General features: G+C 51.4%; 16 protein-coding genes and 1 pseudogene. 10 read left to right on the forward strand and 7 right to left on the reverse strand.

Annotation, left to right across the window (positions count from 1 at the left end):
* The first annotated feature begins 15 nt into the window (after positions 1–15).
* Entirely contained in the window at positions 16–153 is a 138-nt protein-coding gene (locus tag Q394_RS23105; protein ID WP_084260302.1) for a transposase, read from the forward strand.
* A gap of 174 nt (positions 154–327) precedes the next feature.
* On the opposite strand, the pseudogene Q394_RS22010 reads toward Q394_RS23105, so the two are convergent.
* Positions 328–721, reverse strand: a pseudogene (locus Q394_RS22010) (DDE-type integrase/transposase/recombinase); the annotation flags it as partial.
* Between the two features lie 85 nt (positions 722–806).
* Between Q394_RS22010 and tgt the strand changes: the two are divergent.
* Positions 807–1,913 carry a tRNA guanosine(34) transglycosylase Tgt gene (tgt, locus tag Q394_RS0113620; protein ID WP_028489756.1) on the forward strand — a complete coding sequence of 369 codons (1,107 nt, stop codon included), beginning with the start codon at positions 807–809 and terminating at the stop codon, positions 1,911–1,913.
* On the opposite strand, the gene Q394_RS0113625 is transcribed toward tgt, so the two are convergent.
* Complete coding sequence (locus tag Q394_RS0113625; RefSeq protein ID WP_028489757.1) at positions 1,890–2,756, reverse strand: PfkB family carbohydrate kinase; 867 nt, start codon at positions 2,754–2,756, stop codon at positions 1,890–1,892. The genes tgt and Q394_RS0113625 overlap by 24 nt on opposite strands.
* Before the next feature lie 87 nt (positions 2,757–2,843).
* Between Q394_RS0113625 and Q394_RS20405 the strand changes: the two genes are divergently transcribed.
* Positions 2,844–3,791 (forward strand): serine protease, encoded by a 948-nt coding sequence (locus tag Q394_RS20405; protein ID WP_051543444.1) that lies wholly within the window; start codon positions 2,844–2,846, stop codon positions 3,789–3,791.
* Here Q394_RS20405 and Q394_RS0113635 read toward each other — a convergent pair.
* Positions 3,766–5,187 (reverse strand): hypothetical protein, encoded by a 1,422-nt coding sequence (locus tag Q394_RS0113635; protein ID WP_156946876.1) that lies wholly within the window; start codon positions 5,185–5,187, stop codon positions 3,766–3,768. The two genes, Q394_RS20405 and Q394_RS0113635, sit on opposite strands and share 26 nt — an antisense overlap.
* A gap of 257 nt (positions 5,188–5,444) precedes the next feature.
* On the opposite strand from Q394_RS0113635, the gene hflK reads away from it, so the two are divergent.
* The 7 genes from hflK to Q394_RS0113670 all read left to right on the forward strand — a co-directional run bounded on the left by hflK (position 5,445) and on the right by Q394_RS0113670 (position 11,886).
* Positions 5,445–6,644 (forward strand): FtsH protease activity modulator HflK, encoded by a 1,200-nt coding sequence (hflK, locus tag Q394_RS0113640; protein WP_028489759.1) that lies wholly within the window; start codon positions 5,445–5,447, stop codon positions 6,642–6,644.
* Positions 6,644–7,513: a protease modulator HflC gene (hflC, locus tag Q394_RS0113645; RefSeq protein ID WP_028489760.1), complete on the forward strand. Its 870-nt coding sequence runs from the start codon at positions 6,644–6,646 to the stop codon at positions 7,511–7,513. Before hflK ends, hflC begins: the two co-directional genes overlap by 1 nt.
* 8 nt (positions 7,514–7,521) lie before the next feature.
* The gene (locus Q394_RS22015) at positions 7,522–7,716 is read left to right on the forward strand and encodes a DUF2065 domain-containing protein (RefSeq protein ID WP_028489761.1); all 195 of its coding nucleotides are present in this window, start codon (positions 7,522–7,524) and stop codon (positions 7,714–7,716) included.
* A gap of 8 nt (positions 7,717–7,724) precedes the next feature.
* A complete protein-coding gene (locus tag Q394_RS0113655; RefSeq protein WP_028489762.1) occupies positions 7,725–8,906 on the forward strand; it encodes an ATP phosphoribosyltransferase regulatory subunit in 1,182 nt (393 codons plus the stop codon).
* 40 nt (positions 8,907–8,946) lie between these two features.
* Positions 8,947–10,242: an adenylosuccinate synthase gene (locus tag Q394_RS0113660; RefSeq protein WP_028489763.1), complete on the forward strand. Its 1,296-nt coding sequence runs from the start codon at positions 8,947–8,949 to the stop codon at positions 10,240–10,242.
* 8 nt (positions 10,243–10,250) lie between these two features.
* Positions 10,251–11,000, forward strand: a complete 750-nt coding sequence (gene tcdA, locus Q394_RS0113665; protein ID WP_245606794.1) for a tRNA cyclic N6-threonylcarbamoyladenosine(37) synthase TcdA — start codon at positions 10,251–10,253, stop codon at positions 10,998–11,000.
* A gap of 64 nt (positions 11,001–11,064) precedes the next feature.
* On the forward strand, positions 11,065–11,886 hold the full coding sequence (locus Q394_RS0113670) for a DUF2189 domain-containing protein (RefSeq protein ID WP_051543445.1): 822 nt from the start codon (positions 11,065–11,067) through the stop codon (positions 11,884–11,886).
* 15 nt (positions 11,887–11,901) lie between these two features.
* Here Q394_RS0113670 and dcd read toward each other — a convergent pair whose 3' ends face one another.
* The 4 genes from dcd to Q394_RS20410 form a co-directional block, all read right to left on the reverse strand.
* The gene (gene dcd, locus Q394_RS0113675) at positions 11,902–12,468 is read right to left on the reverse strand and encodes a dCTP deaminase (RefSeq protein WP_028489766.1); all 567 of its coding nucleotides are present in this window, start codon (positions 12,466–12,468) and stop codon (positions 11,902–11,904) included.
* Positions 12,465–12,911: an LEA/WHy family protein gene (locus tag Q394_RS0113680; RefSeq protein WP_028489767.1), complete on the reverse strand. Its 447-nt coding sequence runs from the start codon at positions 12,909–12,911 to the stop codon at positions 12,465–12,467. The genes dcd and Q394_RS0113680 overlap by 4 nt, the downstream gene beginning before the upstream one ends.
* 99 nt (positions 12,912–13,010) lie before the next feature.
* Positions 13,011–14,099, reverse strand: coding sequence for an iron-sulfur cluster carrier protein ApbC (apbC, locus tag Q394_RS0113685; protein WP_028489768.1), 1,089 nt, complete (start codon positions 14,097–14,099; stop codon positions 13,011–13,013).
* Between the two features lie 235 nt (positions 14,100–14,334).
* Entirely contained in the window at positions 14,335–14,838 is a 504-nt protein-coding gene (locus Q394_RS20410; protein WP_051543446.1) for an Rrf2 family transcriptional regulator, read from the reverse strand.
* Positions 14,839–14,878 lie beyond the last annotated feature (40 nt).

Raw genomic sequence — 14,878 nt, forward strand, 5'->3', positions numbered from 1 at the left:
GCCACCGTCGAACCCGTGTTTGGGAACTTGCGCGGCAACAAACGCCTGCACCGCTTCACCTTGCGCAGCAAAGCCAAAGTGGACGGGCAATGGAAACTGTTTTGCCTGATGCACAACCTCGAAAAGCTGGCACATTACGGGTATGTCGCATGAAGGGGGAAATGATGCTGCCAAACACGCAAAAATGCACCGTATTGAGCGTATCAGGTGGCATTCAGGGCGTTATGGGGAAGCAGGAAGTCGGCAACGCTGAAAAAAACGCCCGGTCGTTTGGGATGTTCAAAAAAATGACTGCCCGATCTGGATGGGATGATCAGATTCGGGTTTTTCTACACCCTCGTTGTCATAGCAATTGCCTTTGGCACTCATGCTGCCATGCAGTTGGTGCTGTTGTATCAGTTGTTGGTAAGCGTGGGAGCAATATTGGCTGCCACGGTCGGAATGGACAATCACGCCCTTGGGATGCTTACGTTTCCAGAGTGCCATTTGCAGGGCATCACAAACCAAGTCAGCGGTCATGAGTTGATCCATTGCCCAACCAATCACTCTGTTGTTCCAGCAGGTTGGGTGACACGGGCAACGAATGGCGGCTATGGGTGGTTGCCTTGAATTTCCGTGCAGCTTTGGCTACTAGTCCTTGACGTTTCATGCTGTTGGCAATGGTTTTACGGTTGTAACACCATCCATCCTTCGCCAGTAATTGCTGTAAGCGCCATATGCCCTCAATCAAACCAATTTGCTCCGTCACCCCCAACTCGCTAAAATCCCCCTCTTTCCCTGCAAACCAAGGAACCCCCATGTCCCACATGCAGTTCGACATGCTCACCAGCGACGGAGCCGCCCGGCGCGGACGCCTCACTTTCCCGCGTGGCACGGTAGAAACCCCCGCCTTCATGCCCGTCGGCACCTATGGCACGGTCAAAGCCATGACCCCGGAAGAACTGCAAGGCTTAGGTGCAGAAATTATCCTCGGTAACACCTTCCACCTGATGCTGCGCCCCGGCACCGAGATCGTGAAATTGCACGGCGATTTGCACAACTTCATGCACTGGGAAAAGCCGATCCTCACCGATTCCGGCGGCTTTCAGGTATTCTCACTGGCAGAAATGCGCAAGATTTCCGAAGAAGGCGTGCGCTTCCAGTCCCCCGTCAATGGCAGCAAAGTGCTAATGACCCCGGAATCGTCCATGCAAGTGCAGCGCGACCTCGGTTCAGACATCGTGATGATTTTCGACGAATGCACGCCCTTTCCCGCCACCCACACCCAAGCCCGCGAGTCGATGGAACTTTCCCTGCGCTGGGCAAAACGCAGCAAGGATGCGCACCAAGGCAACCCCTCCGCCCTGTTCGGCATCGTGCAAGGCGGCATGTATGAAGAACTGCGCAAGGTTTCCGCCCACGGCCTGCTCGACATCGGCTTCGACGGCTACGCGATTGGCGGCCTATCCGTCGGCGAACCCAAAGACGAACGCGACAAAGTGCTGGAATGCACCCTGCCCGAACTGCCAACCGACCGCCCCCGCTACCTGATGGGTGTTGGCAAACCGGAAGACATCGTGGAAGCGGTGAAGCGCGGTGTGGACATGTTCGATTGCGTGATTCCTACCCGCAATGCCCGTAACGGTTTCCTGTTTACCCGCAACGGTACACTGAAGATCCGCAACAGCCAGTATCAAAATGACACCCGCCCAATTGACGAAAAGTGCGGCTGCTACACCTGCCAGCACTATTCCCGTGCCTATTTGCGCCATCTCGACAAATGCGGGGAAATCCTCAGCGCCCGCCTCAACACCATCCACAACCTGTATTACTATCAGGAACTGATGCGCGGCATCCGCGAAGCGATTGCAGCCGGAACGTTTGAGGTATTTGTGCGCGAATTCTACGCGCTACGGCAACAGGAAACCGCCTAAACCCTGTTGTGACACCTTGCGCCCTGCCATCTTGACCGCATGGCGCAAGGCTTCCTCCAACAATTGCCCGGTAGCTAGCGCATGTACCAAACAAGCGTTAAACACATCCCCCGCCCCCAGCGTATCCACCACATTGACAGGCAAAGCAGGCGCATGGAATACCACTCCAAGCTGGTCAATCGCCCACGCCCCCGCCGCACCCCACGTACACGTCATCCACACCTTGCCATGCTTTTCCTGCCGATCGCGCAAAAAGCTTTCCGCATCAACAAAGCCTTGTGCCTGCGCATACGCTCGCGGAAACATCACCAGATCCACCTGTTCAATCAAATCCTCCAAACCATCGCGGACTTTTTCAATTTCCAGTGAAATCGGCTGATCGAAAATATTCTCGCGGGCATATGCCAGCATCTTGCTGAGTTCTGCCACATTGCGCCCCTCAAAATGCAGCCAGTCGTAACGTTCCACCGGGATACCGCAAAAATCCTCGGCGGACAACTCAGCCAACTCACGGTGATGCACAATGGTGCGGCTGCCATTTTTCTGGTTCAGGGTAACGTAGGAAACTGGCGATAAACCAGGTAAATGTCGGACGTGATCCAAACCGACCGACTTTTCCGCCAAGCGCGTGGCAATGCGTTGACCATCGGCATCATCCGCTATTACCCCGACAAAATCGCAGCGGTGCAAATGAGCAGCCAGCACTTGCGCCATATTGGCGGCGTTACCACCCGTTTCTGTCCACTGTTGCAAGGCACGCATTTCCTCGTCTTCATGTGGGTAATGATCAACCACATTGACAATATCCAGAGTAGCATTACCTGTTATTAGAATAAAACTCATAATAATTTTTCATCCGTGTGCAGTATTTTGTGGAATCTGATGGTCGTAATCGTTGGGCTAAATGATAACGTTAATAGGGGATTTCGAATGTATAAATTACTAGGGCTGCTTTTCCTAGTGTTGTTGCACCTGCAACCAGCAAACGCCAACGACCTTACTATGCGTATTGTAGGGGGTAATCAAGTTGGACAGAATGCCTGGCCATCAGTGATTGCCATTAAAACTGCACGGGATGGGCAAATACTCTGTGGTGGCAACCTAATCCATCCATTATGGGTACTAACTGCCGCACACTGCATCAAAGGTGAAGCTGAAGGCTTATATTATGAATACGGCACACCTGACCTGATCGTATTTTCAGGAGCAACGGGGCTTGACTCACCTAATGGCCGTCACATACGCATACAGCGGATTATAGTTCACCCCAACTATAACATGAGCAACGGCACTAACGACCTTGCCCTCTTGATGCTAGAAACACCACAGGAAGGGGCAACCATGCCAACCTATGCGGACAATCCATTACCAGGCACAGCCGCCACAGTCGTTGGCTGGGGAGCACGTACAGCCAAAGCCACCAATGGTTATCCCGGCAATTACCCCACGCAGATGCAGCAAGTCACCCTTCCGATTGTCCCCAACGAGGTATGTAATCTCCCTGCCTCATATAATGGCAGAATTCAATCAGGCATGTTATGTGCTGGGTATCCACAAGGTGAACGGGATGCCTGCGTTGGTGATAGCGGTGGCCCATTAATGATCAAACAGAATGGCGTTTACCGTCAGATCGGTATTGTTAGTCAAGGTGAGGGTTGTGCCATCCCAGGAAAGTACGGCATTTATACCCGCGTTTCCAGCTACGCAAACTGGATACAGCAATACGCACCTCCACCTTATGCACAAGCAACAGTCGCACAATCCGATAACCCACGCGTGAGTTATCCAGGTGGTGCAGGTTCAAGCAATATTGGTTGGATAAACATGTTATTGATGCTAAGTCTATTGATGGCTAGGAAGAAGACTTCAAAAAACTAACCGTATTATCCAATTCCATCTGCTTCACTAACAACTTTTTCATGCCCCAAGGCACAAACTGAAGCAGCATGGTGCCAGCGCTGCCCAACAGCAACATACTACCAAGAATGTTGCTGACCATTGCATCGGCATCCAGTAAATTACCGATGCCGAATAGATCCAACACAAAACGCAGCAAATAAAACATTAAAGAAGCCAGCAACAAAATAGTAGACAAATGCACTAATAATCCACCAGTCTGATTTATCCATGACCAGCGCTGCCGCTCCTTCTCCGCCACTTGTTCGTAATGACGTGAACGCAAACGCACTTCGCGGATAATACGCTGCTGTGAGGCAGCCAGAATTCTGGCGCCAATTTGCTGCTCACGCTGGCTAAGGGTCACATATGGCAAATGCGTCATAACCCGCTCATGCTGCTCAACAACTTGCTGAAACAGTGCACCAGAATCAATCTGATCTGGCAAAGCCAAGCTCGCCAACGCATTTTGCTGCCATTGAGCATGAACATAATGTTGAATGCGTTGCACTCGCACACTGCGTAGATCTTGCAATACACCAACCAACTCCGAATTCCCAGCAAAGTCCGGTTCTACCTGAGCCTGCACATAATATAATGGAGAGCGACCTACCACTTGCGCTAACTGCTGTGCAGCAGCCTGAGTTTCACCACTAGCTGCTAAGTAACGCGACAGTTCATAACGAACTTCCAAATCACCAGGCAAAGCATGTGGTAGAACAGACATCATAAGCTCAGCAGACTCTCCAAATTTCTGCAAACCATACCAAGCATCCGCTAGATGACGTCGTACAAACTGCGCAAATTGTGGGTTGCAAACATCAGCCTGCTGCATGGCAAACGTCAAGTGAAAAGTAGATTCCGGCAACTTATCCAACAAAAACAAATATATCCAGCCAAGCTCAAAATGGGCACGGTAATTATGTTCATTAACGCTCAGCGCATCTATAAGCAACTGTTCTGCCAACAAAATCCGCTGTGATACACCAGTATCAGACACAACCAAAGATTCAGATAATTTCTTACTAGCTAAATCAGCACTCATCCCAGCCCGATACAAGACAAAACTGCCGTTACTATTAGCCAATAATCGTTTACGAAAATGCTCTTTATCTTGTAATAATTGCAGGCTCTGGTTGAAGATAGTGGTTGCCTGCCACTCCATCTCCGCATGCAAACTTGACATCTCCTCACCACTCTTACTTGACTGGTGCAAATTACCGCGTATGCCATTATCCAATAGCTTAGCAATATTGGGTGGCTGCAACCCCCGTAAAAAGGCTACATACTCCAGATTAAGGCGATGAAAAGTAGGACACTGACGGATAGGGGAGATTGTCCCCTGCATCTGCTGAGCAAGTAATGCTTCGGACATCATAATGGTATCCAGATAATGACACTTAGGGTTAAGTCGACAAATAATATAGCTGTTCTGGGTAGATTTCCATGACGTCCATCACATTCACCATTAAAACTTCATCACACTCAATCATTTCCTTATATTGCCATATTCACCACTACACTACTAAAAAGACAACATCATCTACATTTCAACCCATTTTTTCAGGGTGAGTTGGGAACTGTCATTCCTAATCTGTTATGATCCGCGTTGAAATTTATTTAGGAGCTGACACTATGCCCTGGAACGAACCGGGTGGTAATCAACAAGATCCATGGTCTGGCAAAAAGCGCGGATCAGGTGGCAATGATCCCGAAGAATTGATTCGCAAACTCAACCAAAAACTTGGCACCTTATTTGGTGGTTCAGGTGGAGATGGCGACCCTGGCAATCAAGGTGGCAAAGGTGTGATATTCCTGGCAGGTGTACTAGTCACTGGCTGGTTACTATCAGGATTTTATACCGTTGATGCCCGCCAACAAGGTTTAGTATTACGTTTTGGCGCGTATCAGGAAACCACTGGAGCAGGTCTACATTGGCGCGTGCCTTACCCTGTCGAAACGGTTGAAGTCATCGACGTTGAACAAAACCGTAGCTCACAAGACCGCAGTATCATGCTGACCAAAGACGAAAACATCGTTGAAATCGCCGTCTCAGCACAATACAAGGTACGTAGCCCAGAAGACTATGCATTCAACGTTCTAAACCCTGACTCCACAACGGATCAATCACAGGGAACACTCTACCAAGTGCTGCGAGGCACGACCCGTGAAGTGATCGGACGCAATGATATGGACTTCATCCTCAAAGAAGGACGGGAACAAATCGCTATTGCGATCCAAAGTCAGATGCAACAAGTGCTAGACAGCTACAAAGTAGGCTTACAAGTCATCACGGTTAACCTAACCTATGCTGAAGCCCCCAATGCGGTTAAAGCAGCCTTTGACGAAGCCAATAAAGCACGGGAAGATGCTAATCGTTACAAAAATGAAGCTGAAACCTATTCCAATCGCATTCTCCCAGAAGCACGCGGGGAAGCTGCACGTGTCAAGGCCAATGCAGAAGCTTACCGTCAGGAAACTGTTGCCAGAGCCGAAGGTGACTCAGCACGTTTTACCCAATTGGTAGGTGAGTACCGCAAAGCACCAGAGATTACCCGTGAGCGCCTCTATCTGGATACGATGGAAGAAGTCATGTCAGCAAGCCGCAAGGTCATGATTGATAGCACAAACAGCAACAACCTGATGTATCTACCACTGGATAAACTAGGTTCACAAACCGAAACACCCGTTAACGACACCGTGCCCGCCGCAGTGGCGGGACAAGCTGCACAGATCCTCGACAACAGCAACAACACTGCGGCTCCCTTAACTGGTGGTAGTAATAATGATGTTGTGCGCCAAGCCCGTGAACCGGTCATCAGGGAGAGCCGCTAATGGATATTAAAAATATGATTGTAGGCGTGATCGGCCTGATTACCTTACTGCTCTATAACACGCTGTACACTGTTGACCAGCGCGAAAAAGCCATCCTGTTCAAATTCCGTGAAATTGTGAATGCAGACATTGGACCTGGGCTACATTTCCGTCTACCTTTTGTGAATACCGTCAGCAAATTCCCGGCACGTATCCAAACACTCACCTCTAAACCAGAACAATTTCTGACAGGCGAGAAAAAATATGTGACCGTTGATTTCTTCGTCAAATGGCGTATTCAAAATGTAGCTGCCTTCTATGGTGCGACTGGCGGTGGACGAATCGGCGACGCTGAAAACCGCCTAGAACAGCTCATGAAAGATGGCCTGCGTAACGAATTCAGCCGCCGCACGATTGAACAAGCATTGTCTGCCGAACGTGGCAACATCATGCAAGGGCTGGAAAACAAATCCAATGAAGTTGCCAAGCAACTAGGGATAGAAATCATCGATGTGCGCGTCAGCCGGATCGACTTCCCGGATACAGTTAGCGACTCCGTTTACGACCGGATGCGTTCTGACCGTCAACGGGTAGCGCAGGACTTCCGTTCACGCGGTAAGGAAGAAGCTGCCAAGATCGAAGCCACGGCTGACCGGGAAGCTACCATCCTCAAAGCAGAAGCTTACAAGGAATCGGAAACTATTCGCGGTGAAGGTGATGCCAAAGCTGCTGATATTTACACCCGTGCTTACCAGCAGGATGCAGAGTTCTACTCCTTCTACCGGAGTCTGGGCGCTTACCGTAACTCCATTGGTAAAAACGGCGATATTATGGTCATGGAACCTGATTCCGAGTTCTTCCGCTATTTCAAAAATCAAGCGGCTCGATAAACTGATCCGTGGCATTTAACTGGAACGATTTGTTAACTGCCCTTGCCCTCCTGCTAATACTGGAGGGGCTTATGCCATTCTTAAGCCCTTCCAGCCTTAAACAAGCCTACCGCGAATTACTCAAATTACCTGACAAAACCTTACGAACCATTGGTCTGGTAAGTGTAATTGCTGGTATCCTACTGCTCTTTTTGACTGAATAGCTGAAACCATGCTGAATACTCACCACTATTGGGCACTTCCTGACGGAATCAGCGAAGCCCTGCCCGATGAAGCCGAAGCGCTGGAGCAACTGCGCCGCAGCCTGCTCGACCTGTATGCCACCTGGGGCTACCGTCTGGTTATGCCACCGTTGGTGGAGTTCATGGAATCCCTGCGTACCGGGCACGGCACGCATCTGGATGTACAAACCTTCAAGCTGACCGACCAGTTGAGCGGGCGCATGATGGGGGTACGTGCTGACATGACCCCACAAATTGCCCGCATTGATGCCCACAAGCTGCAAACCGATCACCCCAACCGCCTGTGTTACATGGGCAGCGTATTGCGTACCCGCAGCATCCATGACGGCTCACGCTCCCCGCTGCAAGTCGGGGCAGAATTGTTCGGTCATGCTGGGTTGGACAGCGATTTCGAGGTCATTTCCTTATTGCTCGAAACGCTGGCGCATTGCCAAGTACCCCAACCCTTGCTCGATATTGGTCACGTTGGCATTTTCCGCACGCTGGCGCGGGAAGCGGGTATGAGCGAGCAGCAGGAAACTGATTTCTACGACATGCTGGTACGCAAATCCCTGCCCGAGATTGACGCATGGCTGGCACAAGCCAAGCTCCCGACTGAGGTGAGTGCTTGCCTGCAACAATTGCCACGTCTCAACGGTTCTGTCGAAGTGCTAGATCAAGCCACAACCCTGTTTGCCAATGCCCACCCAGAAGTTCGTGAGGCACTGGCTTATCTGCGTACCTTGACAGAACGCATCACCACCCACTTCCCCCAGTGCAATATTCATGTTGATCTGGCTGAATTGAGCGGTTACGACTACCATACAGGCATTGTGTATGGCATTTATACACCTGGTATGGGGCGTGAAGTCGCACGCGGGGGGCGTTATGATGGCATCGGTGAAGCCTTTGGACGTACCCGGCCTGCGACGGGTTTCAGTACTGATTTGCGCACGCTGGCCACCTTTGGCTTACAGCAGACCGCTAAACCAGCAGCCATTTTTGCCCCAGCAGCGCAAGATGCAGCATTGGAACAACTGATTCGTGAATTGCGCGGACAGCAGCAACGGGTAATCCGTGCACTGGAAGGCCAGGTACACGACCCGGCTGCACTGGGTTGCACCCAACAAATAACCCAGCACGATGGCCAATGGCGCATCGTGGCTATTTGAAACTTACTAACATCTTTTGGCATATTTGAGCGAGACTGACATGGGAAAATTCGTCGTTGTATTGGGCACTCAGTGGGGTGATGAAGGCAAAGGCAAGATCGTTGATCTGCTGACTGAAAATGCCTCCGCCGTAGTTCGTTTTCAGGGTGGGCATAATGCCGGGCATACACTGGTCATCAACGGTGAAAAAACCGTGCTGCATCTGGTGCCTTCCGGTATTTTGCGTGAAGGTGTCGAGTGCATGATTGGCAACGGTGTCGTCGTCGCCCCTGATGCGCTGCTCAAGGAAATCGAAATGCTGGAAGCGCGTGGCGTACCTGCACGTGACCGTCTGAAAATTTCCGAAGCCTGCCAACTGATCCTGCCTTACCACATTGCGTTGGATGCTGCCCGCGAAAAAGCCCGTGGCAAACAAGCGATCGGCACAACCGGGCGCGGCATTGGCCCAGCTTACGAAGACAAGATTTCCCGCCGTGGTCTGCGGGTTGGCGATTTGCTGAACCCGGAACAGTTTGAAATCAAACTGCGCAGCATCATGGAATACCACAACTTCACACTGGTTAACTACTTCAAGTGCGATGCAGTTGACGTAGACGCGGTACTGGCTGAAGCCATGCAAATGGCCGAAATCATCAAGCCAATGATTGCCGACATCCCTAACCGTTTATCTGAACTGCGTAAGTCCGGTCAAGATGTCATGCTCGAAGGTGCACAAGGCACGTTACTGGACATCGACCACGGTACTTACCCATTCGTGACCTCCTCCAGCACCACGGCTGGCGGCGCTTGTACTGGCTCTGGTATTGGCCCTCGCCACATTGATTACATCCTCGGCATTACCAAAGCCTACACCACGCGTGTTGGTTCTGGCCCCTTCCCGACCGAGTTGTTTGATGACGTGGGTGCTTACATCGCCAAGCAAGGCAATGAATTTGGTTCCACCACGGGGCGTCCGCGCCGTTGCGGCTGGTACGATGCGGTTTCCCTGCGTCGCGCCATGAATATCAATTCCATCAGCGGCCTGTGCATCACCAAGCTGGATGTACTCGACGGCATGGAAACTGTGCGCATTTGCACCAGCTACACGCTGGATGGCAAGATTATCGACGTACCACCAGTAGATACCGATGCGTTCGAGCGTTGCGTACCGGTGTACGAAGACATGCCGGGCTGGAGTGAATCCACCTTTGGTGTTACCAACTATGACGCGCTGCCTGCCAACGCCAAAGCCTACCTCAAGCGTCTGGAAGAAGTGGTCGAAACCCCGATCGACATCATTTCCACAGGCCCTGACCGTGACCAGACCATTATCCTGCGCGACCCTTACGCTGCATAATGGATAACATGGATGTTAACCGCCGTTTTGGTGGCATCGTCCGTACTTACGGTGAAGCGGCATTTAACCGCTTCACCCGTTCCCATGTGTGCATCATCGGTGTGGGTGGCGTAGGCTCCTGGGCCGTTGAAGCCCTTGCCCGCAGTGGCATTGGTACACTGACCCTGATTGATCTGGATAATGTCAGCGAATCCAACATCAACCGTCAGTTAGTTGCACTCAGCAGCACCATAGGCCGTGCCAAAATCGAGGTATTGCGGGAACGTTGCCTCGACATAAACCCTAACTGCCAACTGCATCTTGTTGAAGATTTTATCGACAAGGACAATCTTGCGAACCTCATTCGCCCGGAATTCGATTACGTGCTGGATTGCATCGACAATGCCCGCACCAAAGCCGCCCTGATTGCTTATTGCCGCCGCAACAAAATCCGCCTGATTACTGCCGGTGGCGCGGGTGGGCAAAAAGACCCCAGCAAAATCCGCCTGACCGACCTAACCAAAACCGTGCAAGACCCCTTGCTTTCGAAAGTGCGCAAGGAACTACGCCAGCATTACGGTTTCAGCAGCAACCCCAAACGCCGCTTTGACGTGCCCGCTGTGTGGTCGGAAGAAGCCATGACCTTGCCCGAACGAGCGGATGGTGCAAGCGCCTGTGACCTGAGTTGCGCGGGAGGCATCGGCTCAGTAACGACAGTGACGGCGAGTTTTGCTTTCATCGCTGTCAGCCATGTTTTGGGCAAGCTGGCAGCCCACTAAGTAAGCGAACCTGCCCTTTCTGGTGTATTCTCAGCAATAGAAACCAGAGGAGGAGAATTACGCTATGTCACCCACAGAAAAAACCGACAACAATATTCATGAACCTGAAGCAACAGAAAGCCCCCGTTTGCGGCCGTTTGTTGCCCCTTGCCGTCAGCTTACCCCAACCGCCCCCCTGCGCTGGTTAAAACAAGGCTGGCAGGACTTTAAGCAGACTCCACTACTGAGCATGGCATACGGTTCGCTTTTCATGCTGGCCAGTTGGGTGATTGCCTTATGGTCATGGCAAGTGGGCAGTTTCACCATGCTCATCGTCTTGTTCTCTGCTTTTGTGTTTCTTGGCCCCGCACTGGCCATGGGCTTGTATTCCGTCAGTTGCCAACTTGATCGCGGCATGAAACCCCGCATCGGGTTCTGTCTGAAACAGGGCAGGAAACGCCTCGGCAACCAGATGGTGTTTGCTTTTGCCCTGTTGGTCATCTTTTTGGTCTGGGCGCGAGCTGCCGCCATCGTCAATATTTTCCTACCCATGGCGCGAAGCCCTGACTTTTCGGAATTGCTAACATTCCTGATCATCGGCTCTGTTGTCGGTTTGTTGTTTACCTTGATCGTTTACGCTGCCAGCGTGTTTTCCCTGCCCATGATCATGGATCGGGATGTGGATGCGATTACCGCCGTACTGAGCAGTATCAATGCTGTCCTGAAAAACAAGGCTGCCATGCTGCTGTGGGCGTTGATTATTCTGGGGTCCGTTTTAGTGGGCTTTCTGACGCTGTTTCTGGGCTTTATCGTCACCTTGCCGGTGATTGGCTACGCCAGTTGGCGGGGCTACCGGGAAACCATTATCGGCGATGAATGGCAGCAAGACCCGGAAACAGCCGCCTGATCCGGGTCATGAAACTCAGGTTTTCGGCAGGGTAACGCCGGTTTGCCCTTGGTATTTGCCGCCACGGTCTTTGTAGGACGTGGAGCAGACTTCATCCGACTCAAAGAACAGCATTTGCGCCACGCCTTCGTTGGCGTAGATTTTTGCGGGCAAGGTGGTGGTGTTGGAGAACTCCAACGTCACATGCCCTTCCCATTCGGGTTCCAAGGGCGTTACGTTCACAATAATGCCGCAACGCGCATACGTCGATTTCCCCAGACACACCACCAGCGTACTGCGCGGAATACGGAAATATTCCACCGTGCGTGCCAAGGCAAACGAGTTGGGCGGGATAATGCAGACATCACCTTTGAAGTCGACAAAGCTCTTTTCGTCAAAGTTCTTCGGGTCAACGATAGTGCTGTTGATATTGGTGAAAATCTTGAATTCGTTGGCACAACGCACGTCGTAACCGTAACTGGATGTGCCGTAGGAAACGATTTTTTCCCCATTGACCGAACGGATTTGCCCCGGCTCAAAGGGTTCGATCATGCATTGTGCGTCCGCCATACGGCGAATCCAATGGTCAGATTTGATACTCATTGACGTACTCCTACCCCGCCTTGACGCTGGAATGGCACACTGATGAATGGTAGTTTCACCGCCCCCGTTAAGTCGTATTGCAGGCTACGGGTTTTCATCGCTTCCGGTGCAAGTTGCAGCAATTGCATGAAATCCAGCTTCACCGGAATATTGATGGGCATTTCCTGACGTGCGCCAATGCTCATATCCTGAGATTGATCGCCGCTGGCAACCGGATGCCCATTCAAGCTTAAGCCGTATTGGATGCCTTTCAACGGAATAGGGAAAGCATTCGGGTTAGCGACATTGAGCGTCACAACCGCAACCCCTTCGGTCAGGGAAATATCCTGTAAGCCGATGTTCTGGATGGAAATCTTGGGTTGTTCAATAACACCGGGGACGCCGCTGGCACAGGCTTGCAACAGTAAGGCAGAGGATAACAGGATCGAAATTCGTTTCAGCATGGATTGTTCTTCATATTAGTTGGACGTGCTGAATACTAACAAAAAAGCCGTGGCAGATACCACGGCTTAATAGTGACTCACACGAAAGCGTGAAAGTGTTTAAACGTTCATGATCTTGATAGTCGGGAACTTGGTGCTGTAATCCTTGGCTTTTTGTGCCAAACGTGACGCAGCACGGCGGGAAATATCCTTGTAGATTTTCGCCACAGCGCCATCCGGGTCAGACACGACGGTTGGATTACCGTTGTCGACTTGCTCACGGATTTTAATGTCCAGTGGTAAGCCACCAAGATAATTCACGTCGAATTGCTCAGCCATGCGCTGACCGCCGCCTTCGCCGAAGATGTGCTCGACCGTGCCGCAGTTGCTGCAAATGTGCATACTCATGTTTTCGACGATGCCAAGAATAGGCACTTCGACCTTCTCGAACATTTTCAGACCTTTACGCGCATCCAGCAACGCAATGTCTTGCGGGGTAGTGACGATGATCGCACCCGATACCGGGATTTTCTGCGAAAGCGTCAACTGGATATCGCCCGTGCCCGGTGGCAAATCCACCACGAGGTAATCCAGATCGCCCCAATTGGTGTCACCCAGTAACTGTTCCAGTGCTTGCGTTACCATAGGGCCACGCCAGATCATCGGGGTATCTTCTTCAATCAGGAAACCGATCGACATCGCTTTGATACCGTGGTTTACCATAGGCTCCAGGCTCTTACCGTCAGAAGACTCCGGTTGACCCGAGATACCTAACATACGTGGTTGGCTGGGGCCGTAGATGTCCGCATCCAGCATCCCGACGGTTGCGCCATCGGCTTTGAGTGCCAACGCCAGATTGACGGCTGTCGTGGACTTACCAACGCCGCCTTTACCAGAAGCAACCGCAATGATGTTTTTGATGCCATCCTTACGCTTGACACTTTTTTGCACGGCATGAGCAGCTACCTGCGTGGTAACGCTGACAGTGGCATCAGCAGCGCCCGCAGCCGTCAGCGCTGCCTTGATTTCGGCGGCCAGCTCATCGCGATACTCACCCGCCGGATAACCTTGCACGATGTTGACCGTTACCTTGCCGCCATCCACTGCAATGTCCTTGACTTGATGCAGGGATACGATGTCCTGCTCCAAATAACGGTCTTTGATGCCTTTCAGTAACGCTTCAACTTGCTCGCGTGTCATATCTGTCATTCTGGTCTCCTCAATAAACGTGAAAATCTGGGCGCGATTCTACACCATCTAAAGGCATACTCGAAATAAGCCCGCATTTATGAATGACAACCGCCAATTCGACGCTAATCAGATGTTGTAGGCATAAAAAAAGCGGGGTTGCTGGCTCAAGGCAAACCCCGCTAGGGAGATGCTGCCCGGTGTTCGGAGGAGTATGGGCAGCGGTGCGAAAACATTTACATTATTGTGTGTATGGTTACATAGCCATTTGAGGCATCATGCCGGGTTTTAGTTCCCGTGCGGGGAACATACGAGCAATCATGCTGGCCGTTTCACCCATCTGGTAAGTTTTACGTGGTAGTTCATGACCATCCATCAGGCTTTCCAGCGTGATATCTTCCATAAACTGTTGAAACTGCGCACTTAGATCTAACCACATTTGTTGTACCAAATGTTGATCCAGAGACTCTGTCCGAGTAGAGCCTAATCGCCCAGCGACTGATTCTTCTTCGGCTGCCAAAACGATATCTGCCAAGGTAATTTCATCGGCATGGCGACTCAGGCGATAACCACCACCAGGGCCACGGATGCCTTCGACCAAACCTTCGCTACGTAAGCGGGCAAATATCTGTTCCAAGTAAGACAACGAAATGCCCTGCTGCGCTGCAAGATCACCCAAGCGCACTGCACCCTCATCGTCGTGGATAGCCAATGCCAGCATCGCCATAATGGCATGTTGACCTTGCGTGGATAGTTTCATGTCTGTCTCCTATGAATTCTTGTTGCTGATCCTTGACAAG

Source organism: Thiothrix lacustris DSM 21227 (assembly GCF_000621325.1).
GTDB lineage: Bacteria > Pseudomonadota > Gammaproteobacteria > Thiotrichales > Thiotrichaceae > Thiothrix > Thiothrix lacustris.